This window comes from Thioclava nitratireducens (assembly GCF_001940525.2).
Lineage (GTDB): Bacteria > Pseudomonadota > Alphaproteobacteria > Rhodobacterales > Rhodobacteraceae > Thioclava > Thioclava nitratireducens.
This window is the reverse complement of record NZ_CP019437.1, coordinates 3817438-3843413: the sequence shown is the minus strand read 5'-3', so window position 1 is coordinate 3843413 and position 25976 is coordinate 3817438. Positions and strand designations below refer to the sequence as shown.

Here is a 25976-nt window from a genome sequence, read left to right as displayed (position 1 = left end):
GTGCTTACAGTGCGCGGCCCTGCAACAGGCGGGGCAGGGGGCCCGAAAGCCCCGCCGCTTGCTGCATGAACCCGCGCCGCAGCCCCGGGATTGCCTGCACCAGACCCATTCCCAGATCGCGCCCCGCCTTCAGTAGCGGATCGTCGTTCGAGAACAGCTTGTTCACGGTATCCATGCCGAGTGCGAGCGACGTCGAGTCGAAGCGTCGCCAACCCTGATAACGCTCCAGCACGTCCTCGGCCCCGATATCCTCACCCCGGCGCATTGCTTCCACGACGATTTCCGCCAGTGCCGCCACGTCGCGCAACCCGAGATTCAGGCCCTGTCCCGCGATCGGATGCACCCCATGCGCCGCATCGCCCACCAGCGCCACGCGCGGCGCGACATAGGCTTTCGCAAGCGTCAGATTCAGCGGGTAGGAGAACCGTGGCCCGGCCAGTTTGATCTCGCCGAGGAAATCCCCGAAACGCGGGCGCAGCACAGCGAGGAAATCCTCGTCATCCAGCGCCGAAATGGTCTTTGCGTTTTCTTCGGTCTCGCTCCAGACGATGGAGGACCGATTGCCTTTCAGCGGCAGGATCGCGAGCGGTCCGGTCGGCATGAAGAACTGATGGGCGATGCCGTTATGGGGCTTCTCGTGCTCGACCGCCGCCACCAGCGCGGTCTGACCATAGCCCCAACCCTCACGGGTGATCCCGGCGCGTTCGGCCACGCCCGACCGGCGACCGTCCGCGCCGATCAGCAGTTTCGCGGTCAGGGTCTTGCCGGTGGACAGGCTCACCTCGACCCCGCCGGGCACGACCTGCTGTCCCGTGACCTGCGTCTCATGCAGCAGCGTGATCTTGTCGCTCGCCTCCATCGCATCGAGGAACGCGCGATAGAGGTAGCGATCCTCCAGCATGTACCCGACCGGTGCCTGATCCAGCTCGCGCGCGTCGAAATGCAGGAAGAAGGGCGCCGCCCCTTCGCCTGCGTGACCGTCGGCGGCTTTCACCTCCATCATCGGTTGCGCCTGATCGGCAAGCCCGTCCCAGACGCCGATCGCGCGCAGCAGTTTTTGCGACGCGATCGCCAGCGCATAGGCGCGTCCGTCGAACGTGTCGGTCGCGCGCTGGCGAGCCGGCGCCGCATCGACGAGGGTCACGGAAAGGCCGGCGGAGGCCAATGCAAGCGCCAAGGCGGGGCCGTTGAGCCCGCCGCCTGCGATGATGACGTCTGAATCGTGTTTCATGGCGCTTACTATGGCGCTGGAAGCGGGATTGTCCATGCGCGGGACTGTCGCTAGCGTGGCGGAAAGAACGAAGGAGGTGGGGTATGGAATGGCGTCTGGCAGGGGCTGCGGAGCAAGGGCGGGCGATCGCCGCCGGGCAGCTCGATCCGGTGGAGCAGACCGAGGCCTATCTCGCAGCGGCTGAAGCGTCGGAAGACATCTATGCACGCCTTACGCCGCAGCGCGCCCGCGACGAGGCGATGGCCGCGCATCAGCGCGCCAAGCAGGGCCGTCGGCGCGGGATGCTCGATGGCGTTGCGCTGTCGTGGAAGGATCTGTTCGACACCGCGGGCGTGGCGACGGAAGCGGGCACGCGGTTGCTGGCCGGGCGCGTGCCCGAGCGCGACGCCGATGTGCTGATCGAGGCCACGCTGGGCGGCTCTGTCTGTCTAGGCAAGACGCATATGACCGAACTGGCTTTCTCCGGGCTGGGCGTGAACCCGATGACGGCGACGCCGCCGAACATCCAGGATCCCGAACTCGCGCCGGGCGGGTCTTCCTCCGGAGCGGCGCTGTCGGTGGCGCGCGGCTTGGCGGCGGCGGCCGTCGGATCGGACACGGGCGGGTCGGTGCGCATTCCTGCGGCATGGAACGATCTGGTGGGGCTGAAGACCACGCATGGCCGGATCACGACCAAGGGTGTCGTGCCGCTGTGTAGGAGCTTCGACACGATCGGTCCGTTGACACGCAACGTCGAGGACGCGGCCCACGTGCTGGCGTTGCTCGAAGGGCGTGCCGCGCCGGATCTGCGCGACGCAAGCCTCAGGGGCAAACGGCTGCTGGTGCTCGAAGGGCTGCCGTTCGAGGGCACCCGCGAAAAGCCGGTGCAAGGCTTTGAGCGGGCCGTTGAGGCCTTCGCTAAGGCGGGTGCGGTGATCGAGCGGCGGGGCTTGCCGATGGTGCGCCCGGCGATGGACCTTTCCGGCGTTCTCTTCGCGCCCGAGGCCTATGGCGAATGGAAGCACGAGATCGAAGCCGCGCCCGAGAAGATGTTCGCAGCGATCCTCGAGCGGTTCCGCAGCGGGCGCGACGCTCTGGCCTCGGATTACGCCAAGGGGTGGCACGCGCTGGAGGGCTATCGCGCCGCCTATCTGGAGGCGACTGCGGAATATGACGCCGTTCTGGTGCCGACATCGCCGATACTGCCGCCCGATGTCCGCCGCCTTCTCAGCGACAAGCGCTATTTCCAAGAGGAAAACGTGCTCGCCCTGCGCAACACCCGGATCGGCAACGTGCTGGGGCTGTGCGCGCTGAACCTTCCGACGGGAATCCCAAGCTGTGGTATTTCGCTGATGGCGCCGCCCATGACGGAGGATCGATTGCTGCGTTTGGGCATGTGCGCCGAATCGGCGCTGGCCTGAAAAACACATTTCTTGTGGTCAACCCGCTCTGGAGCTTGTCTTTTTCTGGACGAAACGGCGGAGCTTTTGTAACCTCGTCGGTAATAAGGGGCGACATAGACCCCATTCGATGAGGCACAGATGGACTTTCCCGAGCGGTTTTCGAACCTGCCCGAATACGCATTTCCGCGTTTGCGCGCGCTGCTCGATTCGCATGAACCGGGCGGCGACGTCTTGGCCATGTCCATCGGTGAGCCGCGCCATCCGATGCCCGAGTTCGTGGGTGATGTCATTGCGCAAAGCCTTAGAGAGTTTGGGAAATATCCCGCCAACGACGGCACGCCCGAATTGCTGGATGCGATCTCTGGCTGGCTCAAGCGGCGCTATTCGGTCGAGATCGGACCCGAGCGGATCATGGCGCTCAACGGCACCCGCGAGGGTCTTTACAACGCCGCGATGGCGCTTTCGCCCGAACAGAAACGCGGCAAGACGCCCGTGATCGCGATCCCGAACCCGTTCTATCAGGTCTACGCGGTGGCCGCGGCAGCGGTCGGCGCGGAGCCGGTTTTCGTGCCCGCAGGCGTCGAGACCGGTTTTTTGCCTAATTATTCGGCACTTCCGGCGGAGGTGCTGGACCGCGTCACCGTCGCCTATCTGTGCTCGCCCTCGAACCCGCAGGGCGCAGTCGCGAGCCGCGAATATCTGGCCGATCTGCTGCATCTGGCCGAGAAGCACGACTTCATGGTTTTCGCTGACGAGTGCTATTCCGAGATCTGGCGCGAGGCCCCGCCGCCCGGTGCGGCACAGGTCGCCGCCGAGGAAGGCATCGACCCCGAGCGCGTGGTGATTTTCCATTCGCTCTCGAAGCGGTCGAACCTGCCGGGTCTGCGCTCGGGCTTCCTCGCTGCCGGGCCGCAAAGCATTAAACATATCCGTCGCCTGCGCGCCTATGCCGGTTCACCGTTGCCGCAACCGCTGCAGCGCGTGGCAGAGCGGGCCTGGGCGGACGAGGCCCATGTCACGGAAAATCGTCGCCTTTACGCCGAGAAATACGAGATCGCGGGACAGATCTTCGACGGCGTCGATGGCTTCCAGCTGCCGCAGGGCGGTTTCTTCCTCTGGCTTCCCGTCGAAGACGGGGAGGCAGCGGCGCTCAAGCTTTGGAAAGAGACCGGCATTCGCGTGCTGCCGGGCGCCTATCTCGCGCGCGAGGTGAACGGGGAAAACCCCGGCCAGAAATATATTAGGGTGGCTCTGGTCGCCCCAAAAGCAGAAACGCAGCGCGGGCTTACGCAGCTTCGCGACTGCCTATACGGTTGAGGACGGTAGGTTATGGCATCTTATCAGGTTCGACAGCGCGATCCGCTTTTCGATCAGGACACGCAAGCCGTTCTGGAACGGCGTGGCAAGGAATTGGTAGGGGGGCTGCTGGTCGTCTTCGGCCTGCTCGCCGCAATGATGCTTTTCTCCTATCATCCCGAAGATCCAAGCTGGATGGCAGCCTCGGATGAGCCGGTGCAGAACTGGCTCGGCCGGATCGGCGCCGGGATCGCCTCGCCGTTGTTCGTGATCGTGGGTCACGGCGCGTGGTTGCTGCCTGCGGCGCTGGTGGCCTGGGGCCTGCGCATGATCACCCATCGCGGCGAAGAGCGCCTCGTTTCGCGGATGATCTTCTTCCCGATCGCCGTGGCCGTCGCCTCCGTCTATGCAGCGCTTCTGGTGCCGGGCGATCAATGGGGTCAGGCCTTCGGCCTTGGTGGGCATTTCGGCGATATGATCGCGGGTGCGATGCTGGGGATCGTCCCGATTTCCGGCGTGGTCGGGCTGAAGCTTCTTTCGCTGGTCCTCGCCGCGGCGATGCTGGCGATGGCGACCTTCGTTCTCGGCTTCACCAAGCCCGAGTTGCGCGCGATCACGCGTTTCATGTGGCTGGGCACGGTCGCGGTCTATGTCGGTGTGATGAACGTTCTGGGTCGCGGGGCCTCGGCCTCGGTCATGGGGGCGCGCTCGGCGGCGGAGCGTGCGCGCCAGCGTCGCGCCGAAGCCGCCGAACGTGCCGCTGAGCAGGCGGCTTGGGAAGAGCAGCAGGCGCTCGCCGCGCAGCATTGGGCCCCGGAGGTCGAAGCCGCCCCGGCCGCGCGCCCGTCCTTCCTGTCTCGCATCCGTCGCCCGGTGGAGCCGGACTACGATCCCTATGATGCCTCGCCGGAGCTGTTCGAGACCGAGCCCTATTGGGACGACCAGCCGCCGGCCGCGCCCACCGAAGATCGGATCCGTGCGCGCATCAGCCAGGCGGTGCAGAACCGCAAGGCCGCACCGGTCGCCACCGATTACGCGCCCGAGCCTGCCGGAGCGCCGCTGCATCACGATATGCCCGAAACCTTCGCCGAGCCCGAGCCGGCGCCGCCGCGCCCTTCGGCCTCGGTGCTCGCCGCAGTCGCCAAGCGTCTCGCGCGCGGCCCGCGCCAGCCGCAGGTGGTCCATCAGGAGCCGCCGCTGCGGGCCGAGCCGCAATTGCGTGCGGAGCCACCGCTTCGGGCCAAGCCGCGTTTCATGCCGGGCTTCGGCGCACCGGCCGCAACCGCCCCGGAGCGCGCGTCCGAAATGGCGACCTATGCCGAGGCCGAAGAGCCGCATATGACGGCTGCCGAGCAGGTCGCACAGGAACGCGAATACGCAGGCGAAGAGAGCCGCGACTGGACCCACCCGGATTACGAAGGCTTCGAACCCGATCTCCGCGATATGCGCACCGAGCATTTCTATGCCGGCGAGCCACATTCCTTCGACGAGACCGGCAATGCGCAATGGATCGAGGAAGACGTGGTGCCGGAAATCCCGGCCTCGGCGCGTGGCCTCGACCGTCAGGTCATCAAACAGCCCGAGCCGAAGCGCGTGGTGCAGCCCGCGGCGAAACCCGCGGCCCCGTCGCGTCGTGCGATCGAAGAGGCGCAGCCCAAGATGACTTTTGAGAAGCCGCAGACTGCGCCCTTCGAAATGCCGCCGCTGTCGCTGCTGACCAATCCCACGACGATCCAGCGCCACCAGCTCTCGGATGAGGCGCTGGAGGAGAACGCACGGATGCTCGAGACGGTGCTCGACGATTACGGCGTGAAGGGCGAGATCGTCTCGGTCCGCCCGGGCCCGGTTGTCACGATGTATGAACTCGAGCCCGCGCCGGGTCTCAAAGCCAGCCGCGTGATTGGTCTGGCCGACGATATCGCCCGCTCGATGTCGGCGCTGTCGGCACGCGTTTCGACCGTGCCGGGCCGTTCGGTGATCGGCATCGAACTGCCGAACGATCACCGCGAGAAGGTGGTGCTGCGCGAGATTCTCTCGGCGCGCGACTTCGACGACAAGAACATCAAGCTGCCGCTGGCTCTGGGTAAGACGATCGGTGGCGAGCCTATCGTGACCAACCTCGCCAAGATGCCCCACCTGCTGATCGCGGGGACGACCGGTTCGGGTAAATCCGTCGCGATCAACACGATGATCCTGTCGCTCCTCTACCGTCTGACGCCGGAAGAGTGCCGCCTGATCATGATCGACCCGAAGATGCTCGAACTCTCCGTCTATGACGGCATCCCGCATCTGCTCAGCCCCGTCGTGACCGATCCGAAGAAAGCTGTCGTCGCCCTGAAATGGGTCGTCTCCGAGATGGAAGAGCGCTATCGCAAGATGTCCAAGATGGGCGTGCGCAACATCGAGGGCTACAACGGTCGCGTGAAGGAGAGCCTTGAGAAAGGCGAGATGTTCAAGCGCACCGTGCAGACCGGCTTCGACGAGGAGACCGGCGAGCCGATCTTCGAGACGGATGAATTCCAGCCCGAACCCTTCCCCTATATCGTCGTGATCGTCGACGAGATGGCGGACCTGATGATGGTCGCAGGCAAAGAGATCGAAGCCTGCATCCAGCGTCTGGCGCAGATGGCGCGGGCCTCGGGCATCCACCTGATCATGGCGACGCAGCGCCCCTCGGTCGATGTCATCACCGGCACGATCAAGGCGAACTTCCCGACCCGGATCTCGTTCCAGGTGACGTCGAAGATCGACTCGCGCACCATTCTGGGCGAGCAGGGCGCCGAGCAGCTTCTGGGCATGGGCGACATGCTCTACATGGCTGGCGGCGGCAAGATCACCCGTTGCCACGGGCCCTTCGTGTCCGACGAGGAAGTCGAGGAAATCGTCAACCACCTCAAGAGCTTCGGTCCGCCGGCCTATATGTCTGGCGTGGTCGAGGGCCCCGATGACGAGGTGGCTTCCGACATCGATCAGGTGCTGGGCCTCAACACTGGCGGCAATACCGGCGGCGAGGATGCGCTCTATGATCAGGCGGTGGGCATCGTGATAAAGGATCGCAAATGCTCGACCTCCTACATCCAGCGCAAGCTGGGCATCGGCTACAACAAGGCCGCGCGCCTCGTGGAGCAGATGGAGGATCAGGGCGTCGTGTCCTCGGCCAACCATGTCGGCAAACGCGAAATCCTCGTGCCCGAACAGCAATAAGCCGGTCACAATCTGAGATGCAGAGCGCCCCGGGGGAGACCTCGGGGCGTTTTGCATTGGGCCGCACGGGCTATCCGCACCCGGTGTGCTGTCATCCGATACTGGGGGAGATGTTATTGAATGACATCCCCGGTTCGGCGCAAATGCGCTCAAGACGGACCCGCAGCGCGATTGGCGCGTTACGGCGGGACTTCCGCTTTCGCAAGGAGTGCCTAAATCTATGGTCATGAAACAGATCCGCATCCTGCTCGCCGCGATCTTCACGCTGGCGCTCGCCCTTCCGGCTTCGGCCGGGAAAGTCTCGCTGAATCAGATATCGTCCTATCTGAACTCGCTGACCTCCGCTTCGGCGGATTTCACGCAGGTCAACTCGGACGGGTCTATCTCGACCGGCAAGCTGTTCATCAAGCGGCCCGGTCGGGCGCGCTTCCAATACAATAACGACAAGACTTTGGTGCTGGCCTCGGCTAACCGCGTCGCTGTGTTCGATCCGAAATCGAACCAGCCACCGGAGCAATACCCGCTGGTGAAGACGCCGCTGAACCTGATCCTCGGGCGCAATATCGACCTGAATCGTAACGGTATGGTCGTGGGCTACACGACGGACGGGCCGAAGACGATCGTCACCGCGCAGGACCCGCAGCATCCTGAATACGGGAATATTCAGCTCATCTTCACTGACGGGCCGGTTGAGTTGCGCCAATGGGTGATCACCAACCAGTCGGGCGAGAAGACCACGACGATCCTCAACAACCTCCAAAAAGGCGGCAACTTTGCCACCTCGATGTTCTCGATCGACCAGGCGTTGGCCCAGCGGCGCTGATTGTTCAGCGCCGGCAGGCTTGAAGCTGGATCTCGTACATCTGCGCGCGGGATGCGACTCGGTCGGCCACGGCTAGAAGCCAGGATTTCGACCGGTGTGACCCGCGCGAATAGCCGCCGCGCCCTTCGTGATAGGCGAGATACTGGTTGCGCGCGTCGGCCTTGGAGATGCCGAGCTTCTTCTGCGTGCCATCCATGTACCAACCCATGAAGTCGGTGGCATCCGAGATGCGGTTGCGCCGGGCACCGAAGCGACGGGTATCTTCGCGATACTCGTCCCAGGTGCCGTCGAGGGCTTGGCTGTAGCCGTAGGCAGAGCTCTGGCGGCCCAGCGGGATGATCCCGAGCGCGAAGCGCTGCGGTGTCTTCGCGTTGCCGTCGAACTTGCTTTCCTGGTGGATCGTGGCCATCTGAACCGCGACCGGAACGCCCCATCGGGCCTCCGTCCGGCGCATGGCGTTGAAATATTGCGGACGCTCCTTGATGATCGCGCAGGCGTCATCAAGGTTGCGCGGGGGCTTGGACGGTCCGCCTCCGCAGGCGGCCACCGCAAGCAATACGCCGAGGGCGAGGTATTTCTTCATAGCTGCTCTTCTTTGCTCTGACGGCCTTGTTTTTTGTCATCCTATGCGTAATTGGCCCGTTCGAAAACCGGGAAACGCACGATGTCAGCGGACTGTCGCGACGAATCGGACAATCTGTTTCCGGCGGAAATGAGGCGAAAACGTGGACCTGAGCGGTTTCACGATTTAGGTATTAGGTATGAGGATAGACATGCATACCACGCACGCGAAATATCACATCGGCCAAGTGGTGCGACATCGCAACCACCCGTTCCGGGGGGTGGTCTTCGACGTCGATGCAATCTTCTCCAACTCGCAGGAATGGTACGATGCGATCCCCGAGGAGTCGCGCCCGTCCAAGGATCAGCCCTATTACCACCTGCTCGCGGAGAACGACGAAAGCTACTATGTGGCCTATGTGTCCGAGCAGAACCTCGTCGCGGATTTCTCCGGCGAGCCGGTGAGCCATCCCGATCTCGATGATCTGTTCGGTGAGTTCGGCAACGGCTCCTATCGGCTGCAATTCCAGATGAACTGAACGACCCTGCGGGTTCGGCGCCGGCTTATCCCTCTTGGAGTATCTCGACCGGTTCCAGCGGCATCCGGAAGGCCAGCAGATTGCGCCCGTCCTGCCGGTGATAACCAAGATCGGTCGCGAGGTCGCGGATCAGGAACCAGCCGAAGCCTCCTTCGGGCAGGCTGCTCGGGTCGGGCCGCTCCGGGTCGCGGTCCCGAAGGTCGAGGCAGGCCGGGGGCAGTGGGATCCCGTCATCGCTGACCGAACAGTTGAGCCCTTTTCGGTCGCGGACGATGGATAACGCGATCACGCCCTCCTCGCTTTCGCCGTAGCTGTGTTCGACGATGTTGTTGAGGATTTCCGCGAGGATCAGTTCCAGTGTTCCGGCCTCTTCCTCGGTCATCAGACGGATGAAACGCGCCACCGCAGCCCGCAGGGCATCACGCACCGCGATCAGTGTCGCCGGGAAGCTGAGGTTGAAGACGCGCACCTCGCCCCCATCCGGGCGGGGGTCTGGGCGCGCAGTCGTGGCGGGGGCTCTTGCATTCAGACGCTCACGCATATCTCCGGTCCTTCCCCAAGGCGGTTGCGAGATCGGCATGGATCGGCAGGACCGAATTCATGCGGGTGAGGCGGAAAACTTTCACCACATTCGGTGTCAGCCCGCAAAGCTCCAGCTGTCGGTCGGGGGCGAGCGATTTCATCACCGCCACCACCGCGCCGAGGCCGGAACTGTCGAGAAACTCCACCTTCGAAAGGTCGAGCAGTACCCGCGGCGCGGGCTGCATCGTCACATCGCGCATCCGTTCCTTGAACCTGAGGGCGATCGCAGCGTCCAGCCGCGCCTCGGCCAGATGGACGACAAGCGCGCCTTTCAGCGCTTCGGCAGTAAGGTTCATGTACGCCTCCCGCGGTTGATCTGACGGGAAGGCTAGACGGCAATGCTTACCATTCGGTATCCGTGGAACAGGATTTTGGAGGATATCATGGAAAACGTGGTGATCGTCGGAGCGTCGCGCACGCCGATGGGTGGGATGCAGGGCGTCTTTGCAGGTGTGTCTGCGTCCGAACTGGGCGGTGTCGCGATCAAGGCGGCGATGGACGGTGCGGGTGTCGCGCCTGCGCGCATCGAGGAAGTGCTGATGGGCTGCGTGCTGCCCGCAGGGCAGGGGCAGGCGCCCGCGCGGCAGGCGGGTTTCGCGGCGGGCCTCGGCGAAGAGGTGCCCGCGACGACGCTGAACAAGATGTGCGGCTCGGGCATGAAAGCGGCAATGGTGGCCTATGACCAGATCGCGCTTGGCCAGACCGGGGTGATGGTCGCGGGCGGCATGGAGAGCATGACCAACGCGCCTTACATGCTGCCGAAGATGCGCGCAGGGGCGCGGCTCGGCCATGCGCAGGCGCTCGATCACATGTTCCTCGACGGGCTGGAGGACGCCTATGACAAGGGGCGCCTGATGGGCACCTTTGCTGAAGATTGCGCGCAGGCGTTCCAGTTTACCCGCGAGGCGCAGGACGATTACGCGATGGCGTCGCTGAACCGTGCCGTTGCCGCGGAGAAATCCGGGGCCTTCGCGGGTGAGATCGCGCCCGTGACGGTGAAGAGCCGCAAAGGCGAGACCGTGGTCGCGATCGACGAGCAGCCGGGTAATGCGCGCCCCGACAAAATCCCCCAACTCAAGCCCGCCTTCCGCAAGGACGGCACGGTGACGGCGGCGAATTCGTCCTCGATCTCGGACGGGGCGGCGGCGCTGGTGCTGGCCTCCGAGGCCGCGGCGAAGGCCGAGGGGCTGCCGATCCGCGCACGCATTCTGGGCCATGCGAGCCATGCGCAGGCGCCGGCCGATTTCCCGACGGCTCCGGTGCCGGCGGCGGAAAAGCTGCTGAAGAAGCTGGGCTGGACGATCGAGGATGTCGATCTTTGGGAGGTCAATGAGGCCTTCGCGGTCGTGCCAATGGCCTTCATGCACAAGCTGGGCATTTCGCATGACAAGGTAAACGTGAATGGCGGCGCCTGTGCGCTTGGCCATCCGATCGGCGCGTCGGGTGCGCGGATCATCGTGACGCTGCTCAATGCGCTGGAAAAGGCCGGTCTCAAGCGCGGCGTGGCCGCGATCTGCATCGGTGGGGGCGAGGGCACGGCCATCGCGATTGAACGGGTATGAACGTGGATTACCAAGACCTGACGAAACGCATCGCGGCGCTGACCGAGGGCGAGACCGACGAGGTCGCGCTGATGGCGACGCTCGCCTGCGAAATCCACCACGCGGATGACCGCTTCGACTGGACCGGCTTCTACCGGGTCACCGAGCCGGAGCTACTGAAGATCGGCCCCTATCAGGGGGGGCATGGCTGTCTCGTGATCCCGTTCTCGCGCGGGGTCTGCGGGGCGGCGGCCCGCGAGGGGCGCACGCAACTGGTGCCGGATGTCGAGGCTTTCCCGGGCCATATCGCCTGCGCCAGCTCCACCCGTTCGGAACTGGTGATCCCGGTCTATGCGCAGCGGGGCCTCATCGCGGTGCTGGATATCGACAGCGACCAGCCCGACGCCTTCACCGAGGCGGATGCCGCGGCGCTGGAAGCGATCCTGAAAAACGTGTTCGGCCATTTGTGAGGAAGCGATGAAACATACCGGCGCGTGCCTGTGCGGGGCGGTCAGCTACGAGGTCGAGGGAGAGATGCAGCCCGTGGTGGCGTGTCATTGCTCCCAGTGCCGCAAAACCTCCGGCCATGTCTGGGCCTCGTCGCAGGTCGACGCCCATCAGCTCGTGCTGATCAACCGCGACGGGCTGCGCTGGTATCGCTCTTCGGAGACGGCGGAGCGGGGCTTTTGCGCGGTCTGCGGCAGCTCGCTGTTCTGGCGTCTGGATGGGGAGGGGCGGATCTCGATCGCGGCGGGCACGCTTGACCTGCCGACCGGGCTTTCGATGGCGGAGCATATCTTCGTGGCGAACAAGGGCGATTACTACGAAATAGAGCCGGGGCCGCCCCAATCGCCCTGAGGCTTGACCCGACAGGCGGCGCAGTGCATCTCGCAGTCCATGAGTTATGTCTATGACCCGCCACAGGAGGCTCCGCGCATCCTTCATGCCGATCACGAAATCCTCGTGGTCGACAAGCAGGCGGGGCTTCTCTCGGTGCCGGGCAAGGGGCCGGACAAGGCCGATTGCCTCATTGCGCGGCTGCGGGGGATTTACCCCGAGGTGCTGCTGGTCCATCGGCTCGATACCGATACCTCGGGTGTGATGGTCTTCGCGCTGACGCCCCATGCACAGCGCCATCTCGGTCTGCAATTCGAGAAGCGCCAGACGAAGAAAGCCTATCAGGCGCGGCTCTGGGGGGAACTGGCCGATAAGGAAGGCCGGGTTGATCTGCCGCTTTGTGTCGACTGGCCGAACCGCCCGCGCCAGCATGTCGATCACCAGAACGGCCGTCCCGCGCAGACCGACTGGCGGGTTATCCGGCATGAGGATGGCTCGACGCGGGTGCGGCTGATGCCGGTGACCGGGCGCAGCCATCAGCTGCGGGTGCATATGGCCGAACTGGGCCATCCGATCCTCGGCGATCCGCTTTATGCGGAAGGAGAGGCGCAGGAGTTCGAGCGTCTGATGCTCCACGCCGAGACGCTGCGCTTTCGCCATCCCGATGGCGGGATGCATATGACCTTCACCGCGCCGGTCCCGTTCTGAAACCGATACAATCGCAGGTCTTTTCCCCGCCTGCGCGCGCAGGCATACTCCTGCGAGACCTATTGCGGAGAGCCCGATGTCCAAACCCTTGCGCCTTGGTGTGAATATCGATCACGTCGCCACCGTGCGGAATGCCCGCGGCTCGGCCTATCCTGACCCGCTGCGCGCCGCGCGTCTGGCCGAGCAGGCCGGAGCCGACGGGATCACCGCGCATTTGCGCGAAGACCGCCGCCATATCCGCGACGCCGATATCGACGCGCTGCGCGGCGGCATCGATATCCCGCTGAATTTCGAGATGGCCGCAACGTCCGAGATGCAGAAGATCGCGCTGCGCCATTTGCCCCATGCCTGCTGCATCGTGCCGGAAAAGCGCGAAGAGGTGACGACCGAAGGCGGTCTGGACGTCGCGGGCGATGTCTCGCGGCTGACCGATTACGTGGGGCCGCTCGTCGAGGCGGGCATCCGCGTGTCGATGTTCATCGGTCATGATCCGGCGCAGATCGAAGCCTCCGCCAAGATCGGCGCGCAGGTGATCGAGCTGCATACCGGCCATTTCTGCGACATGCATTACGCGGGCGATTTCGCCGCGCGTGATGCCGAACTGGAGGCGCTGAAAGCGGGCGCAGACTATGCCGACAGTCTCGGGCTGGAGGTCCATGCGGGCCACGGTCTGACCTACGAGACGGTCGAGCCGATCGCCGAGATGAAGCAGATCCGCGAGTTGAACATCGGCCATTTCCTGATCTCCGAGGCGATCTTCGTGGGGCTCGGCCCCGCGATCGTGCATATGCGCAAGCTGATGGACGCGGCGCGGGGCTGAGGCGGCATGATCCTCGGCATCGGCACCGATCTCGCGAATATCGAGAGGATCGAGCGCACGCTCGAACGCTTCGGCGACCGTTTCCGCAACCGCGTCTTCACCGAAATCGAGCAGCGCAAGGCCGAGCGCCGCAAGGATGTGGCGGGCACCTATGCCAAACGGTGGGCGGCGAAAGAAGCCTGTTCCAAAGCGCTTGGGACCGGGTTGCGGATGGGCATCGCGTGGAAGGATATGGCGGTCACGAATCTGCCAACGGGACAGCCGGTGATGCAGGTCACGGGCTGGGCGGCGGACCGGCTTAAGGAAATGACACCAGAGGGTTACGAGGCCGTCATCCATGTGACGCTGACGGATGACCACCCCTGGGCGCAAGCCTTTGTCGTGATCGAGGCCCGCAAGCTTTCTTGACTCGGGCGCGAGGCCGCGTATTGAGGCCAAGGAATTTTGAGGCAGGGTAAGAGATAATGGCGAAGAACAAGGCCGAGGGCGGTATCCTCGACACGATCAAGACGATTGTCTGGGCACTGGTGATCGCGGGGGTGTTCCGCACGCTGTTCTTCCAGCCCTTCTGGATTCCCTCCGGCTCGATGAAAGACACGCTGCTGATCGGCGACTTCCTCTTCGTGAACAAGATGGCCTATGGCTATTCGCGCTATTCCTGCCCGTTCTCGGCCTGTCCCTTCGACGGCCGCCTGCTGGCCCGCGACCCCAAACGCGGGGACGTGGTGGTGTTCCGCCATCCGACGAAGAACGTCGATTTCATCAAGCGTCTGATCGGCCTGCCGGGCGACAAGATCCAGATGATCAACGGCGTGCTGCAGATCAACGGCAAAGCGGTCGAGATGAAGCCCGAGCCCGATTTCGAGGAAGTCATGCAACCGCAGGGTCCGCAGGGGCTGTTGCCGCGCTGCTCGAATTCGCCGGTCGGCATGGGCGATACCTGCATCAAGAAACGCTATGCCGAGACGCTGCCCAACGGCGTCACGCATGACATTCTGCAGATCAATAATGACGGTCCCGTGGACAACACGCCCGTCTACACCGTGCCCGAGGGCATGTACTTCTTCATGGGCGACAACCGCGACAACTCCGAGGACAGCCGCTTCCCGCAATCGGTGGGCGGTCTCGGCTTCGTCCCGAAAGAGAACCTGATCGGCCGGGCCGACCGGGTGATGTTCTCCTCGGCGGGTCGCTCGCTGTTCTACTTCTGGACCTGGCGTCCGGATCGGTTCTTCAAGGCGATCAATTGAAGCTGAGCGCGGAGATCAAGGCATTCGAGAAGCGCCTCGGGCACAAGTTCAAACGGCCCGAGCTGCTCGCGCGCGCGCTGACGCATAGCTCGATCTCCACGCCGACCCGGCCCGACAACCAGCGGCTGGAATTTCTGGGCGACCGCGTTCTAGGCCTCGTGATGGCCGAGGCGCTGTTCCTAGGCGACCGTGCCGCTTCCGAGGGGCAGATGGCGCCGCGCTTCAACGCGCTCGTGCGCAAGGAAGCCTGCGCCGATATCGCCCGCAAGATCGACCTTGGCGCGGTGCTCAAGCTCGGCCGATCCGAGATGATGACCGGCGGGCGGCGCAAGCTGGCGCTGCTGGGCGACGCGATGGAGGCGGTGATCGCCGCCGTCTATCTCGATGGCGGGTTCGAGGCGGCGAAAGAGCTGATCCTGCGGCTCTGGGAAGACCGGCTCGACAGCGTCGAGGAGGACGCCCGCGACCCGAAAACCGCGCTGCAGGAATGGGCGCAGGCTCGCGGTCTGCCGCCACCGCGCTACGAGATCACCCATCGCGACGGTCCCGATCACGCCCCCAATTTCACCATCGAGGTGAGTCTGGAGAACGGCGCGCGCGAAACGGCCAAGGCCGGATCGAAGCGTCAGGGCGAGATGACGGCGGCGAAGACGCTGCTGAAACGTCTGGAAGACGACGCCGAGGGCTGAGATTTCGGTGGGACCGGGGCGACCAGCCCCGGGCCGCGCCCGATCCTTGGGAGGGCGCATTGGCGATGTCAGCGCGAGCACGCCTGACTTACGGGCTTCCAAGATAAAGCGCCAAGCCTCGTCGGGATGGCCGCGCCCACCCAAGGATCGGGCGCGGCCCTCGTCGCACAAGCCACATGACAAGATGACTGGCAACACGCGCCGTTATAAGCTACCCCGCGCCCCGTATCGCTTTCGCGTATCGCCAAAAAGGAATCCACATGACCACACGCGCCGGTTTCGTCGCCCTGATCGGAGAGCCCAATGCGGGCAAATCCACGCTGCTCAACGCGATGGTTGGCGCGAAGGTCTCGATCGTCACCCACAAGGTGCAGACCACCCGCGCCCGCATCCGTGGCGTCGCGATGGAAGGCCAGAGCCAGATCGTCTTCGTCGACACGCCCGGCATCTTCCGTCCGCGCCGTCGTCTGGACCGCGCAATGGTCAATGCCGCTTGGGGCGGGGCGGCCGATGCCGACATGATCGTCCTCCTGGTCGAGGCGCATCGCGGCCTCACCCCGGGTGTCGAAAGCATTCTCGAGGCGCTGCGCGGTCGCGAAGGCAAGCAGCCGGTGGCGCTTGCGATCAACAAGATCGACAAGGTGAAATCCGAGGAGCTTCTGGGCCTGACCGCGAAGCTCAACGAAGCGTTCGAGTTCACCAAGACCTTCATGATTTCCGCAGAGCGTGGCTACGGCGTGCAGGATCTCAAGGAATGGCTTGCGGGTGAGATGCCCGAGGGGCCGTGGCTCTATCCGGAAGACCAGATCGCCGACCTGCCGATGCGCATGATCGCAGCCGAGATCACCCGCGAGAAGCTGACCCTGCGGCTGCACGAGGAACTGCCCTACCAGCTGACGGTCGAAACCGAGAGCTGGGAGGAGCGCAAGGACGGCTCCGCGCGGATCGATCAGGTGATCTATGTCGCCCGGGACGGCCACAAGGGGATCATCCTTGGCAAGGGCGGCGAGACGATCAAGGCGATTTCCAAGGCCGCGCGCGAGGAAATGATCGAGTTTCTCGACCGGCCCGTGCATCTGTTCCTGCAGGTGAAGGTGCGCCCGAACTGGCTCGAAGAGGCCGAGCGCTATTCCGAAATGGGTCTCGATTTCAAGGACTCGAAGTGATGGCCGAGGCGCGTCTGACCACGGATTTCTGGGTCCGCGCCTATCTCAAGCGGCTGGAGCTCGCGAATATTCCGGCCTATGTCACTGCGCATGGGCAGGCATCTTCCGGTGCCGTTCTGGTGAAATGTGCCCGCCTCGACGGGACCGCGCAAAGCTACGAGCGGCGGGCGGATCTGATGACCGGAGAGAGCGCGTGGATGCTGCTGCATGACGGGCCCGAGGCCGAGGTCGATGCCAGCATCCGCAAGCAGCGCAGTTTCGACCCCGACCTCTGGGTGATCGAGATCGAGAGCCGCGACGGGCAAACGTTGCTGGAAGAGGACGGCCTCAGCGGCTGATCCCGAGCCGGTTGAGACCGCGGCCCAAGGTCACGATCACCAGCCCGCCGATCCAGAAAGCGACGAGGAACTTCACGCACCACAGGCCCAGTCCGCCCCAGCCGAGCTTGTCGAGGTTGAGGAAGAAATACGGGTAGAACCCGGTTTCCAGCCCCCGGATCACCGCATAGACCAAATAGATCAGCGGCCAGGCCAGCCAGATAACTGCGTGATGGCTCGTCAGCCCACCTTTCGGCGCGAAGGCCAGCCACCAGACCGGAACGAGTATCGGGGCTGCGGTGTGATAAAGCAGGTTCGAGACGTAATCGAGCCCGTGCAACGGCGTGTCGCCAGCCAGAAGCAGGTGATAGACCACGCCGACGATCAGCATCCACAGCACCAGAGCGGCAAGGAACGGTTTGGCCAGCGCCCGCTTGCGCCATGCCATCCAGCCGAAGGCGAGCCCCGCCAGCGTATTCGTCCAGATCGTGAAATAGCGAAACATCAGCCACAGGATGCCCAGCGGCACGGCGGCCTGCGGATGTTCGGCCATGTTGTCGAGGAAGCTTGCGCCGAACGCCGTCAACTCGACGAGGGCGATCAGGGCGGCGAAAAGGGTCGAGGCGCGTGTCATGCGACAAACGCTAGTGCGGCGCGGGGCGTTTGCGCAACTCACGAAGCCGCTTGCGCCGCAACGTCACGGAAAGGATAGTCGCAGCCATGGACTGGCAAGACCTCGGCACGATCCTCTCGGCACGACCGCATGGCGAAAGCTCGATGATCGTCGAGCTGTTCACCTCGGCGCATGGGCGTCACGCGGGCGTGGTGCGCGGCGGGGCGTCGCGGAAGATGGCGGGGATCCTGCAGCCGGGAAACCGGGTCACGGCGACGTGGCGCGCGCGGCTGGAAGATCACCTTGGCAGTTATACGATCGAGCCGCTGCAAAGCCGGGCGGTGATCCTGTCGGACAGGCAGGCCTTGGCCGGGCTGAACGCGGCGACGGCGCTGCTGCGGTTTACGCTGCCCGAGCGCGAGGCACATGACGCGCTGTTTCTGGCTTCCGAGGCGCTGTTCGACGCGATGGCCGAGGGCGGCGACTGGCTGCCGACCTATCTGCGCTGGGAGTTGGGACTGCTGGAGGAGATGGGCTACGGGCTCGACCTGTCGCGCTGCGCGGTGACCGGGTCGCGCGACGATCTCGCCTATGTCAGCCCGCGCTCGGGGCGTGCGGTGAGCCGTCAGGGGGCCGGGGAATGGGCGCCGAAACTGCTGCCGCTGCCGCTCTGCCTGCTGGGGCAGGGGCCCGCGAGTCTGGGCGAGATCGTGCAGGGGCTGCGGCTGACCGGGTTCTTCCTTGGCGAGCGGATGGCGCCGGATCTGGGAGACCGGCCCTTGCCCGAGGCGCGGCAACGGTTCGTGGATTTGCTGGGGCGGAGCGCGCGGTAGCTCATGGAGCGTGGCGCGGGGCGACGAGCCCCGGGCCGCGCCCGACCCTCCCCCGGGAGGGCGCATTGGTGATGTCATCGCGGGCACATCCGGCATGCGGGCTTGCGAGATAAAGCGCCAAGCCACTGGCGGAGCACAGCGCCCACCCAAGGGTCGGGCGCGCCCCTCACCTCAAGCTCAAGGCCGCTCGCGATCGTCCAGCAACAGCGTCAGCAGCGCCAGATCCAGCCAGCGCCCGAACTTCTTGCCAACCTGCGGCATCAGGCCAACCTGAGTGAAGCCCAGCCGCTCGTGAAGCCGGATCGACCCGTCGTTTGCGGCATCGATCGCGCCGACCATGACGTGAAACCCGCCCTCTTTGGCACGCTCGATCAGTGCCGCCATCAGCTTCGCACCCTTGCCGCCCGCGCGGTGGTCGCGATGGACATATACGGAATGCTCGACGCTCAGGTGATAGCCGTCATGGGGGCGGAACGGGCCGAAGCTCGCATAGCCTACGGCGCGCCCATCTTCCTCCCAGACCAGAACGGGATAACCCGCCGCCTGCCGATCCGCGATATAGGCGCGGCGGTTCTCGGGGCCGACTTCGATCTCGTTCCAGATCGCGGTCGTGTTGCGCACCGCGTCATTGTAAATCTCGGTGATCGCCTCTGCGTCTTCGGCCTTTGCGTCGCGGATCATCTGTGCCCCTCCAGTTCGTCGCGCCAGATTTGGCCGCGAAACCGGGCGAGCGCAACGCTATTTCTGCGCGATGAAATGTCCGGTGCGGCGCACGGCCTCGGCGGCGGGCACGAATTCCACGCCCAGATCGCGCGTCGCGGCCTCGTTGCTGAGCCGCATCGTCATCCCGAGCATCGGCTTGATCAGCGCGATCTGTTCGTCGAACAGCGCGAGGATCGAGACGATCCAGTTCGGCGCCTTCCGGGTCGGGATCTTGCGGTCGGGGAATTCGGCCTTCAGTACCTTCGCCATCTCTAGGAAGGACATGAAGCTTGCCGCACAGATGTAGCGGCGACCGATGCTCTCGGACCGGTCGAGCGCCGCGACATGGCAGGCGGCGACATCGGCCACATCGACCACCGGAATGTCGAACTCCGGCGCCATCGGGTCCTTGCCCGCCATCAGCCGCTCGATCACCGCGACCGACGAGCCGGTATGGCGATCCATCGGCGTGCCGCAAACGAGGCCCGGATTGATCACCGTCAGCTGCATCTCGTGGTGATCCTCGATGAATTCCCACGCCGCTTCCTCGGCGAATATCTTCGAGCGCGTATAGGCGCTGCAGGTCGGCGCGCGCGGGTTCGACCAGTCGGCTTCCGTAATCGGGTCGGAGGTCACGCCATGCATCACCGCCTCCATCGAGGAGGTCTGGATCACGCGGGTCACGCCGGCGGCCTGCGCTGCGCTCAGCACCCGCTTGGTGCCCTCGACCGCGGGCTGGATCACCTCGGCCTCGTTCTTGGGCTTGCTGAGCGGGAAAGGGGAGGCGGTGTGGATCACGGCATCGACCCCGGTCATCGCCGCGTCCCATCCCTCATCCGCCGTCAGATCGGCCTCGACGAAGCTCAGCCGCTCCAGCGCCTCGGGGCCGAGGTCGCGCAGCGCCGCTTTCACCTCTTCGCCCCGGCTGGCCTTGCGCAGCGTGCCGCGCACCTTTTCGCCCTGCGCGAGCAGGTCATAGGCGATGCGTTTGGCGATGAAACCGGTGATGCCGGTGACCAGAATTGTGCGGGCCATTCGCGCCTCCCTGCTTTGAACTCTTTCGTTCAGCTTGCGAGGGCGGCGGGCGGGAGTCAAACGAGAACGGGGCGATGCGAGGATCGCCCGCATCGCCCCGTGTTTTTCAGTGTGCCCCCGGCGCCGCGACGCGCGGCGCGTTCGTGCCTGAGAGGCTCAACTGGAGCCTCTCCGAGACGGCACTCACCCCAAAAGCCTGCGCGCAATCACCTGCGCCTGAATCTCGGCGGCCCCCTCGAAGATGTTCAGGATGCGCGCATCGCAGAGGATACGGCTGATCTGGTATTCCAGCGCGAAGCCGTTGCCGCCATGGATCTGCAGCGCGTTATCCGCGGCCGCCCAAGCAACTCGGGCACCCAGCAGTTTCGCCATGCCAGCTTCCAGATCGCAGCGATGGCCGTGATCTTTTTCCCAGGCCGAGAAATAGGTCAGCTGGCGGGCGATCATCGTCTCCACCGCCATCATCGCGAGTTTCGAGGATACGCGCGGGAATTCGATCAGCGACTTGCCGAATTGCTTGCGGTCGATCGCGTATTGCATCCCGATCTCCAGCGCCGATTGCGCCACGCCCACGGCGCGGGCGGCGGTCTGGATGCGGGCGGATTCGAAGGTCTCCATGAGCTGCTTGAAGCCTTTGCCCTCTTCGCCGCCCAGAAGGTTCTTGCCCTTCACGCGGAAATTGTCGAAACCGAGCTCGTATTCCTTCATCCCGCGATAGCCGAGCACTTCGATCTCGCCGCCGGTCATTCCCTCGGTAGGGAAGGGGTTGTCGTCGGTGCCCGGCGTCTTCTCGGCCAGGAACATCGACAGGCCTTTGTAATTGTCGGTAGCCGGGTCGGTGCGCGCGAGCAGCGTCATCACATGGGTGCGCTGCGCATGGGTGATCCAGGTCTTGTTGCCGGTAATCAGCCAGTCATCGCCATCCTTGACCGCACGGGTGCGCAACGAGCCCAGATCCGAGCCGGTATTGGGTTCGGTGAAAACGGCGGTGGACAGGATCTCGCCAGAGGACAGGCCCGGAAGCCATTTCTGCTTCTGCTCCTCGGTGCCGCCGCAGATGATCAGCTCTGCCGCGATCTCGGAACGCGTGCCGAGCGAGCCGACACCGATATAGCCGCGCGAAAGCTCCTCGGTCACGACGACCATCGAGGCTTTCGACAGGCCCAACCCGCCATATTCCTCGGGATGGTCAGGCCGAAGACGCCCAGTTCGGCGAGTTCCTCGATGATTTCCATCGGGATCAGCTCGTCCTTGAGGTGCCATTCATGCGCGTTCGGCTTCACGCGATCTTCGGCGTAGCGGTAGAACTGCTCGCGGATCATCTCGAGATCTTCATCGAGACCAGACTGCCCGAAGATCGAGCGCCCCTGAACGTCGCGCATCAGTTCCACTAGGCGCATTCGGGCGGCGTTGGAATTGCCCGCGGCGATCAACTTCGCGGCCGCGTCCGAGGGAGTCCAGCTGACGCCCATATCGGTCAGGCGCACCATCTCGCCCTGGTTCATCTGGATGCCGCCCGCGATCTGCGCGAGATATTCGCCGAAACCGATCTGCAGGATCAGTTGCTCCATTTCGCCCAGCTTGCCGTCCTCGGTCAGGCGCGCCGCCCAGCCGTGCAGCTGTTTGAGCGCCTGCTGATAGGTCGTCAGCCATGCAAGGCCGTGGGCGCGATACTGGTTCGCTTCGAGCGCGGCGCCGGAAATGCGACCGTCTCTCTCCGTCGCGTTGCGCAGGCTTGCGGTCGCGTCGGAGACCAGCGTCTCCAGCTCGGGCAGGCTCGCTTCCGCAAGGCTCAGGAGGTCATCCAGAATGATCGTCGTCGGCATATCGGCCCCGTCATGTGCCATGAGTCGGCTCCTTATTCTGCAGTTGCAGCCTGTGTAGATACTTCGCAACCGCAGCGCAATAAAAATTCGCCAGCGGATACAATTGCGACGGATAATGTCGCGGAGGTTGTCGGCGCGGTCGGGTATCCGCCTGATTTCACGTCGCTTCCCGGCTGTATCCCACCGCGTAACCCGATAGAAGCGATGCGGGACACGAAGGGGAGCGCGCATGTTCGGGATGGAAGTTTGGCAGATATTCGCGGCGCTTGGCGTCACGCTTTTCGCGGGTTTCGTGAAAGGCGCGGTCGGCTTCGCGATGCCGATGATCATGCTGTCGAGCTTCGCGTCGTTCCTGCCTCCGCATCAGGCGCTGGCGCTTCTGATCCTGCCGACGCTGGTGACCAACGTGATGCAGGCTTTCCGTCAGGGGGTCGGCGCGGCGGTGGGCTCGATCAAGAATTACCGACTGTTCATCGCGATGATCATCGTTTTCATTCCGATCAGCGCGACCCTCGTCGATGTAATCCCGCAGCCGGTGATGTACGCGCTTCTGGGGGCGCCGATCCTCGGCTTCTCGATCTGGCAGATCTCGGGACGGCAAATTCCGATGCCCACGCGCCATCGCGCGGTGACCGAGACGGGCTTGGGCGTGATCGCGGGACTCTATGGTGGGATTTCCGGCATCTGGGGGCCGCCGTTGATCATCTACCTGATCTCGATCGACGCGCCGAAACAGGAAGCGGTGCGCATCCTCGGCGTCGTCTTCCTGACCGGGGCGATTATCCTGACCGGCTCGCATCTGGTCTCGGGCGTGCTGAACGCGCAGACCATACCGCTGTCGCTGTTGATGATCCTGCCCGCGCTGGCGGGGATGAAACTGGGCTTCAAGGCGCAGGACCAGCTCGATCCGGTGCGGTTCCGGTGGTGGACGCTGATCTTGTTGGGCGTGGCCGGACTGAACCTGCTGCGCCGCGCGCTGATGGGTTAAGCCACGAAGGGGCGCAGCCCCTGACGGCGGGCGGAGGCCAGCGTCTTCGCCTCATTGCCCGAGACGATCTTGCGCACCGGCTTGCGATGGAGCGGTAGCCCGCCTTCGCGGACTAGCCCCGCAAAGGCCGTGGTCGCCGCCAGAAGCGGTTGCCGGGCGAGCCGCCCGATATGCAGGCTCTCCAGCTTGCAGCCATCCGCCATCAGCAGGTGATGACCGCCCAGCAACAGCCCGTGCCACTCCAGCACGCCGGGGCAATCGGGTTGCAGCGCGGCGCAGCCATCGGCCAGCGACCGCGCCTCGATCAGCACCTCGTCCTCGCCGAAGATGAAATCTACCGACGGACCGCTCAGCGCCACGCGGTGTTGGGGCATGACCCAGAGGTCCTGACGCGCCGAGAAGACTGGCGCACAGAGTTTCACCGGACGCAGGTGCCCGATCGCAGGCAGGCTGACCCGGCCCGACCAGAGCACCGGCTGCGGCCCGGCATCGAGGGTCTCGACCAGATCGCCCGCGCGCAGACGTGCGGCAGGCACCACGCCCTCCGGAGTCTGGATTGGGGTCGCGGGGGCGAAGCAGCCCGCCGGTCCCATCGGTTGCAGATGATCCCCAAGCGCCAGCCAATCGACGCGCGGCCCGATCCGCGCGGGCCCCGCCGGATCGATCAGGGCCGCGGCCTCGTCACGGGTCAGCGGCAGTGGCGCCATGCCCGCCTGCTGCCGGATCGTGCGCTGGTCGAGCGCCTCCAGCGTCAGCAGGCTCTCGCGTCCCGGCCCGTCCCAGCGCCAAATGAGCCGCATCCGCCCGCCGGTCAGCCGCTCCTGCGTGGCGTCGATGGAGATCGCATGGACCGCCGAGCCGCGCCGCTGCGCCAGCACGATCCGCCCGTCGACATCGAGATTGAGCGAGAGGAAATTCCGCCAGCCTTCGCGCTGATGCAGATGGATCAGCGGCAGGGGCGATTGCTCACCGCGCATCAGTGTGAATTCGAGCATCAGGCTGCCCCGTGCGAGCAACTCCGGCAGTCTGCGCTCTTCGAACATGACCGCGCCGCGATGTGCGATCTGCGCACCGATCCAGCCCTGTTGCGCCCTCATCTGCGACGCTCCGAATGCTGCCTTGATCCCATGCCTGTCTCCGCGCCCGGGGAAGCCGACACGGAAAACGTACGCCGCCCGAGAGGGCCGCGCGTGGGTCTGCTGCGTCTGAATCCGGGCTTTGCCCTGCTCGATACGCCCGATTCCGGGCTTTTGCTTTTGACATATCATGGCACCGCAACACGCCCTTGGGTAGTGCTTGTCTCTGCGTCACATGCTCCCGGTGGCGGGCCTGCAACAGCCATTGCCCCTAGGGCTTCGGCACTCTAAGCCTGTAGCGCTGAAAAGGAGTGCCCATGACGACCGACCCCATCCGCCTGAGCGCCGATCTGATCCGCTGCCCCTCTGTGACCCCGGAGGAGGGCGGCGCGCTCGTCTTGCTCGAAGATCTGCTGAGCGGGGCGGGCTTTTCCTGCACGCGCGTTGATCGCAACGGCACGCCGAACCTCTACGCGCGCTGGGGCGCGAAGGGGGCGGCGAAGAGCTTCGGCTTCAACGGGCACACGGATGTCGTGCCGGTGGGCGATGCGGCTGCCTGGACGCACGATCCCTTCGGCGCCGAGATCGTCGACGGCGTGATGTGGGGGCGCGGAGCGACCGACATGAAGACCGCCGTTGCGGCCTTCGCCGCGGCAGCGGTCGATTTCGTGACCGAGACGCCGCCCGAAGGCGCGGTGATCCTCGCCATCACCGGCGACGAAGAAGGGCCGGGCCGCGACGGCACGCGGGCGCTTCTGGATTGGATGAAGGCCGAGGGCGAGGCGATGTCGGTCTGCCTCGTGGGCGAGCCGACCTGCCCGAACGAGATGGGCGAGATGATGAAGATCGGGCGGCGTGGCTCGCTCAGCTTCTATATCGAGGCCGAGGGCGTGCAGGGCCATGCCGCCTATCCGCATCGCGCGAAGAACCCGCTGCATGCGCTGGTCGATCTGCTGGGCCGGATGACCGCAGAGCCGCTCGATAACGGGACCGATCATTTCCAGCCCTCGAGCCTGCAGATCACCACGATCGATTGCGGCAACCCGGCCAATAACGTGATCCCGGCCAAGGCGCGCGCGACCGTGAATATCCGTTTCAACGACGCCCATACCGGCGAGGGGCTGATCGCCTGGGCCGAGGCCATAGCCTCCGAGATCGCCGCCGAGACCGGCATCCGCATCGCGCTCAACCCTGACATCTCGGGCGAAAGCTTCGTCACGCCGCCCGGACCTTTCGTCGATCTCGTCGCGAAATCGGTCGAGGCGGAAACGGGCCGCGCGCCGGAGCTGTCCACCTCGGGCGGCACCTCGGATGCGCGCTTCGTGAAGGATCTCTGCCCTGTCGTGGAATTCGGCCTCGTAGGTGCGACGATGCATCAAGTGGACGAGCGTGTCCCGGTTGATCAGATCGTCACGCTCCAGCGCATCTATGCGCGCATATTGAAAGACTATTTCGCATGATCAAGATCGAGCCGGTCACCGATTATACCCCCTGCCACGCGCTGCGCCGGGCCGTGTTCATCGAAGAACAGGGCATCCCGGAGCCCGAGGAATGGGACGATCTCGACGATCAGGCGATCCATCTGCTGGCCAGCGAGGCAGGCACGCCGCTCGGCACCGCGCGGCTGATCCGTAAGGGTGAGACCGGCAAGATCGGCCGTATCTGCGTGGCGAAATCCGCGCGCGGCACCGGGCTTGGCGCGGCGTTGGTGCGCGAGGCCTGCGAACGGTTCGCGGAGATGGGCTGCACCCGCGCCTATCTCTCGGCCCAGAGCTACGCGATCCCGTTCTATGAAAAGCTCGGCTTCGTGCCTTATGGCGAGGATTACGACGACGCGGGCATCCCGCATCGCGATATGGAAAAGCCGCTCTGAGCTTCCTCTTGGCGAAAATATCCCGGAGGGCGCGTCAGCGCGGGGGCAGAGCCCCCTCCGCCTAAGCCATGCGCGCCTGCGCGC

The 25976-nt window shown here is 64.8% G+C and carries 28 protein-coding genes and 1 pseudogene; 19 read left to right on the top strand and 10 right to left on the bottom strand.

Features of this window, described 5'->3' with window-relative positions; all coding sequences use genetic code 11:
• Positions 1-4 precede the first annotated feature (4 nt).
• Positions 5-1267, bottom strand: a complete 1263-nt coding sequence (locus BMG03_RS18440) for an FAD-dependent monooxygenase (protein WP_075776836.1) — start codon at positions 1265-1267, stop codon at positions 5-7.
• A gap of 47 nt (positions 1268-1314) precedes the next feature.
• On the opposite strand from BMG03_RS18440, the gene BMG03_RS18435 reads away from it, so the two are divergent.
• The 4 genes from BMG03_RS18435 (at position 1315) to BMG03_RS18420 (ending at position 7936) form a co-directional block, all read left to right on the top strand.
• Positions 1315-2631: an amidase gene (locus BMG03_RS18435; RefSeq protein ID WP_075776837.1), complete on the top strand. Its 1317-nt coding sequence runs from the start codon at positions 1315-1317 to the stop codon at positions 2629-2631.
• 120 nt (positions 2632-2751) lie between these two features.
• Positions 2752-3930, top strand: coding sequence for an aminotransferase class I/II-fold pyridoxal phosphate-dependent enzyme (locus BMG03_RS18430; protein WP_075776838.1), 1179 nt, complete (start codon positions 2752-2754; stop codon positions 3928-3930).
• A 12-nt stretch (positions 3931-3942) separates the two neighbouring features.
• Positions 3943-7113: a DNA translocase FtsK gene (locus tag BMG03_RS18425; protein WP_075776839.1), complete on the top strand. Its 3171-nt coding sequence runs from the start codon at positions 3943-3945 to the stop codon at positions 7111-7113.
• 226 nt (positions 7114-7339) lie between these two features.
• Positions 7340-7936 carry a LolA family protein gene (locus tag BMG03_RS18420; protein WP_075776891.1) on the top strand — a complete coding sequence of 199 codons (597 nt, stop codon included), beginning with the start codon at positions 7340-7342 and terminating at the stop codon, positions 7934-7936.
• A gap of 4 nt (positions 7937-7940) precedes the next feature.
• Here the strand turns inward: BMG03_RS18420 and BMG03_RS18415 are convergent, their stop codons facing one another.
• Entirely contained in the window at positions 7941-8519 is a 579-nt protein-coding gene (locus BMG03_RS18415; protein WP_075776840.1) for a transglycosylase SLT domain-containing protein, read from the bottom strand.
• A gap of 190 nt (positions 8520-8709) precedes the next feature.
• Here BMG03_RS18415 and hspQ point away from each other — a divergent pair, with 190 nt between their 5' ends.
• Entirely contained in the window at positions 8710-9036 is a 327-nt protein-coding gene (gene hspQ / locus BMG03_RS18410) for a heat shock protein HspQ (RefSeq protein ID WP_075776841.1), read from the top strand.
• 25 nt (positions 9037-9061) lie between these two features.
• Here hspQ and BMG03_RS18405 read toward each other — a convergent pair whose 3' ends face one another.
• Positions 9062-9577 (bottom strand): ATP-binding protein, encoded by a 516-nt coding sequence (locus BMG03_RS18405; RefSeq protein ID WP_157771616.1) that lies wholly within the window; start codon positions 9575-9577, stop codon positions 9062-9064.
• Positions 9570-9914, bottom strand: a complete 345-nt coding sequence (locus BMG03_RS18400) for an STAS domain-containing protein (protein WP_075776842.1) — start codon at positions 9912-9914, stop codon at positions 9570-9572. Before BMG03_RS18400 ends, BMG03_RS18405 begins: the two co-directional genes overlap by 8 nt.
• An 87-nt stretch (positions 9915-10001) precedes the next feature.
• Here BMG03_RS18400 and BMG03_RS18395 point away from each other — a divergent pair, with 87 nt between their 5' ends.
• From BMG03_RS18395 to BMG03_RS18350, 10 genes are all read left to right on the top strand, one after another.
• The gene (locus BMG03_RS18395; RefSeq protein WP_075776843.1) at positions 10002-11180 is read left to right on the top strand and encodes a thiolase family protein; all 1179 of its coding nucleotides are present in this window, start codon (positions 10002-10004) and stop codon (positions 11178-11180) included.
• Positions 11177-11629, top strand: coding sequence for a GAF domain-containing protein (locus BMG03_RS18390; protein WP_075776844.1), 453 nt, complete (start codon positions 11177-11179; stop codon positions 11627-11629). The genes BMG03_RS18395 and BMG03_RS18390 overlap by 4 nt, the downstream gene beginning before the upstream one ends.
• Before the next feature lie 7 nt (positions 11630-11636).
• A complete protein-coding gene (locus tag BMG03_RS18385; RefSeq protein WP_075776845.1) occupies positions 11637-12017 on the top strand; it encodes a GFA family protein in 381 nt (126 codons plus the stop codon).
• 39 nt (positions 12018-12056) lie between these two features.
• Positions 12057-12704: an RluA family pseudouridine synthase gene (locus BMG03_RS18380; RefSeq protein ID WP_075776846.1), complete on the top strand. Its 648-nt coding sequence runs from the start codon at positions 12057-12059 to the stop codon at positions 12702-12704.
• Positions 12705-12780: 76 nt separating this feature from the next.
• Positions 12781-13524: a pyridoxine 5'-phosphate synthase gene (locus tag BMG03_RS18375; protein WP_075776847.1), complete on the top strand. Its 744-nt coding sequence runs from the start codon at positions 12781-12783 to the stop codon at positions 13522-13524.
• A gap of 6 nt (positions 13525-13530) precedes the next feature.
• The gene (gene acpS / locus BMG03_RS18370; protein WP_075776848.1) at positions 13531-13932 is read left to right on the top strand and encodes a holo-ACP synthase; all 402 of its coding nucleotides are present in this window, start codon (positions 13531-13533) and stop codon (positions 13930-13932) included.
• Positions 13933-13988: 56 nt separating this feature from the next.
• Positions 13989-14774 carry a signal peptidase I gene (gene lepB, locus BMG03_RS18365; protein WP_088720511.1) on the top strand — a complete coding sequence of 262 codons (786 nt, stop codon included), beginning with the start codon at positions 13989-13991 and terminating at the stop codon, positions 14772-14774.
• Positions 14771-15463, top strand: coding sequence for a ribonuclease III (gene rnc / locus BMG03_RS18360; RefSeq protein WP_075776850.1), 693 nt, complete (start codon positions 14771-14773; stop codon positions 15461-15463). The genes lepB and rnc overlap by 4 nt, the downstream gene beginning before the upstream one ends.
• Before the next feature lie 260 nt (positions 15464-15723).
• Entirely contained in the window at positions 15724-16629 is a 906-nt protein-coding gene (gene era / locus BMG03_RS18355; RefSeq protein ID WP_075776851.1) for a GTPase Era, read from the top strand.
• Positions 16629-16967, top strand: a complete 339-nt coding sequence (locus BMG03_RS18350; RefSeq protein ID WP_075776852.1) for a DUF1491 family protein — start codon at positions 16629-16631, stop codon at positions 16965-16967. The genes era and BMG03_RS18350 overlap by 1 nt, the downstream gene beginning before the upstream one ends.
• On the opposite strand, the gene BMG03_RS18345 is transcribed toward BMG03_RS18350, so the two are convergent.
• The gene (locus tag BMG03_RS18345; RefSeq protein ID WP_075776853.1) at positions 16957-17580 is read right to left on the bottom strand and encodes a Pr6Pr family membrane protein; all 624 of its coding nucleotides are present in this window, start codon (positions 17578-17580) and stop codon (positions 16957-16959) included. The two genes, BMG03_RS18350 and BMG03_RS18345, sit on opposite strands and share 11 nt — an antisense overlap.
• A gap of 86 nt (positions 17581-17666) precedes the next feature.
• Between BMG03_RS18345 and recO the strand changes: the two genes are divergently transcribed.
• Entirely contained in the window at positions 17667-18392 is a 726-nt protein-coding gene (gene recO / locus BMG03_RS18340) for a DNA repair protein RecO (protein ID WP_075776854.1), read from the top strand.
• 177 nt (positions 18393-18569) lie between these two features.
• Here the strand turns inward: recO and BMG03_RS18335 are convergent, their stop codons facing one another.
• The 4 genes and pseudogenes from BMG03_RS18335 to BMG03_RS21080 form a co-directional block, all read right to left on the bottom strand.
• The gene (locus tag BMG03_RS18335) at positions 18570-19073 is read right to left on the bottom strand and encodes a GNAT family N-acetyltransferase (RefSeq protein WP_075776855.1); all 504 of its coding nucleotides are present in this window, start codon (positions 19071-19073) and stop codon (positions 18570-18572) included.
• Positions 19074-19130: 57 nt separating this feature from the next.
• Entirely contained in the window at positions 19131-20129 is a 999-nt protein-coding gene (locus BMG03_RS18330) for an SDR family oxidoreductase (RefSeq protein WP_075776856.1), read from the bottom strand.
• Between the two features lie 183 nt (positions 20130-20312).
• Positions 20313-20837: an acyl-CoA dehydrogenase family protein gene (locus BMG03_RS21085; protein ID WP_341865735.1), complete on the bottom strand. Its 525-nt coding sequence runs from the start codon at positions 20835-20837 to the stop codon at positions 20313-20315.
• Positions 20838-20867: 30 nt separating this feature from the next.
• Positions 20868-21451 (bottom strand): annotated as a pseudogene (locus BMG03_RS21080) (acyl-CoA dehydrogenase family protein); the annotation flags it as partial.
• Between the two features lie 733 nt (positions 21452-22184).
• On the opposite strand from BMG03_RS21080, the gene BMG03_RS18320 reads away from it, so the two are divergent.
• The gene (locus BMG03_RS18320) at positions 22185-22943 is read left to right on the top strand and encodes a sulfite exporter TauE/SafE family protein (protein ID WP_075776858.1); all 759 of its coding nucleotides are present in this window, start codon (positions 22185-22187) and stop codon (positions 22941-22943) included.
• On the opposite strand, the gene BMG03_RS18315 is transcribed toward BMG03_RS18320, so the two are convergent.
• Positions 22940-24040, bottom strand: a complete 1101-nt coding sequence (locus BMG03_RS18315; protein WP_075776859.1) for a Hint domain-containing protein — start codon at positions 24038-24040, stop codon at positions 22940-22942. The two genes, BMG03_RS18320 and BMG03_RS18315, sit on opposite strands and share 4 nt — an antisense overlap.
• Before the next feature lie 296 nt (positions 24041-24336).
• On the opposite strand from BMG03_RS18315, the gene dapE reads away from it, so the two are divergent.
• On the top strand, positions 24337-25479 hold the full coding sequence (gene dapE, locus BMG03_RS18310; protein WP_075776860.1) for a succinyl-diaminopimelate desuccinylase: 1143 nt from the start codon (positions 24337-24339) through the stop codon (positions 25477-25479).
• A complete protein-coding gene (locus BMG03_RS18305; protein WP_075776893.1) occupies positions 25479-25892 on the top strand; it encodes a GNAT family N-acetyltransferase in 414 nt (137 codons plus the stop codon). Before dapE ends, BMG03_RS18305 begins: the two co-directional genes overlap by 1 nt.
• The last annotated feature ends 84 nt before the right edge of the window (positions 25893-25976 follow it).

Excerpts from the sequence above, each read along its gene's own strand:
- BMG03_RS18395 (WP_075776843.1), top strand. The coding sequence starts at position 10,002 with ATGGAAAACGTGGTGATCGTCGGAGCGTCGCGCACGCCGATGGGTGGG.
- BMG03_RS18415 (WP_075776840.1), bottom strand. The coding sequence starts at position 8,519 with ATGAAGAAATACCTCGCCCTCGGCGTATTGCTTGCGGTGGCCGCCTGC.
- BMG03_RS18315 (WP_075776859.1), bottom strand. The coding sequence starts at position 24,040 with ATGAGGGCGCAACAGGGCTGGATCGGTGCGCAGATCGCACATCGCGGC.
- BMG03_RS18335 (WP_075776855.1), bottom strand. The coding sequence starts at position 19,073 with ATGATCCGCGACGCAAAGGCCGAAGACGCAGAGGCGATCACCGAGATT.
- dapE (WP_075776860.1), top strand. The coding sequence starts at position 24,337 with ATGACGACCGACCCCATCCGCCTGAGCGCCGATCTGATCCGCTGCCCC.
- lepB (WP_088720511.1), top strand. The coding sequence starts at position 13,989 with ATGGCGAAGAACAAGGCCGAGGGCGGTATCCTCGACACGATCAAGACG.
- BMG03_RS18440 (WP_075776836.1), bottom strand. The coding sequence starts at position 1,267 with ATGGACAATCCCGCTTCCAGCGCCATAGTAAGCGCCATGAAACACGAT.
- era (WP_075776851.1), top strand. The coding sequence starts at position 15,724 with ATGACCACACGCGCCGGTTTCGTCGCCCTGATCGGAGAGCCCAATGCG.
- BMG03_RS18320 (WP_075776858.1), top strand. The coding sequence starts at position 22,185 with ATGTTCGGGATGGAAGTTTGGCAGATATTCGCGGCGCTTGGCGTCACG.
- BMG03_RS18385 (WP_075776845.1), top strand. The coding sequence starts at position 11,637 with ATGAAACATACCGGCGCGTGCCTGTGCGGGGCGGTCAGCTACGAGGTC.
- BMG03_RS18375 (WP_075776847.1), top strand. The coding sequence starts at position 12,781 with ATGTCCAAACCCTTGCGCCTTGGTGTGAATATCGATCACGTCGCCACC.
- BMG03_RS18330 (WP_075776856.1), bottom strand. The coding sequence starts at position 20,129 with ATGGCCCGCACAATTCTGGTCACCGGCATCACCGGTTTCATCGCCAAA.
- hspQ (WP_075776841.1), top strand. The coding sequence starts at position 8,710 with ATGCATACCACGCACGCGAAATATCACATCGGCCAAGTGGTGCGACAT.
- BMG03_RS18400 (WP_075776842.1), bottom strand. The coding sequence starts at position 9,914 with ATGAACCTTACTGCCGAAGCGCTGAAAGGCGCGCTTGTCGTCCATCTG.
- recO (WP_075776854.1), top strand. The coding sequence starts at position 17,667 with ATGGACTGGCAAGACCTCGGCACGATCCTCTCGGCACGACCGCATGGC.
- BMG03_RS18420 (WP_075776891.1), top strand. The coding sequence starts at position 7,340 with ATGAAACAGATCCGCATCCTGCTCGCCGCGATCTTCACGCTGGCGCTC.
- BMG03_RS18430 (WP_075776838.1), top strand. The coding sequence starts at position 2,752 with ATGGACTTTCCCGAGCGGTTTTCGAACCTGCCCGAATACGCATTTCCG.
- BMG03_RS18350 (WP_075776852.1), top strand. The coding sequence starts at position 16,629 with ATGGCCGAGGCGCGTCTGACCACGGATTTCTGGGTCCGCGCCTATCTC.
- BMG03_RS18405 (WP_157771616.1), bottom strand. The coding sequence starts at position 9,577 with ATGCGTGAGCGTCTGAATGCAAGAGCCCCCGCCACGACTGCGCGCCCA.
- BMG03_RS18345 (WP_075776853.1), bottom strand. The coding sequence starts at position 17,580 with ATGACACGCGCCTCGACCCTTTTCGCCGCCCTGATCGCCCTCGTCGAG.
- BMG03_RS18390 (WP_075776844.1), top strand. The coding sequence starts at position 11,177 with ATGAACGTGGATTACCAAGACCTGACGAAACGCATCGCGGCGCTGACC.
- acpS (WP_075776848.1), top strand. The coding sequence starts at position 13,531 with ATGATCCTCGGCATCGGCACCGATCTCGCGAATATCGAGAGGATCGAG.
- BMG03_RS21085 (WP_341865735.1), bottom strand. The coding sequence starts at position 20,837 with ATGAAGGAATACGAGCTCGGTTTCGACAATTTCCGCGTGAAGGGCAAG.
- BMG03_RS18435 (WP_075776837.1), top strand. The coding sequence starts at position 1,315 with ATGGAATGGCGTCTGGCAGGGGCTGCGGAGCAAGGGCGGGCGATCGCC.
- BMG03_RS18380 (WP_075776846.1), top strand. The coding sequence starts at position 12,057 with ATGAGTTATGTCTATGACCCGCCACAGGAGGCTCCGCGCATCCTTCAT.
- BMG03_RS18425 (WP_075776839.1), top strand. The coding sequence starts at position 3,943 with ATGGCATCTTATCAGGTTCGACAGCGCGATCCGCTTTTCGATCAGGAC.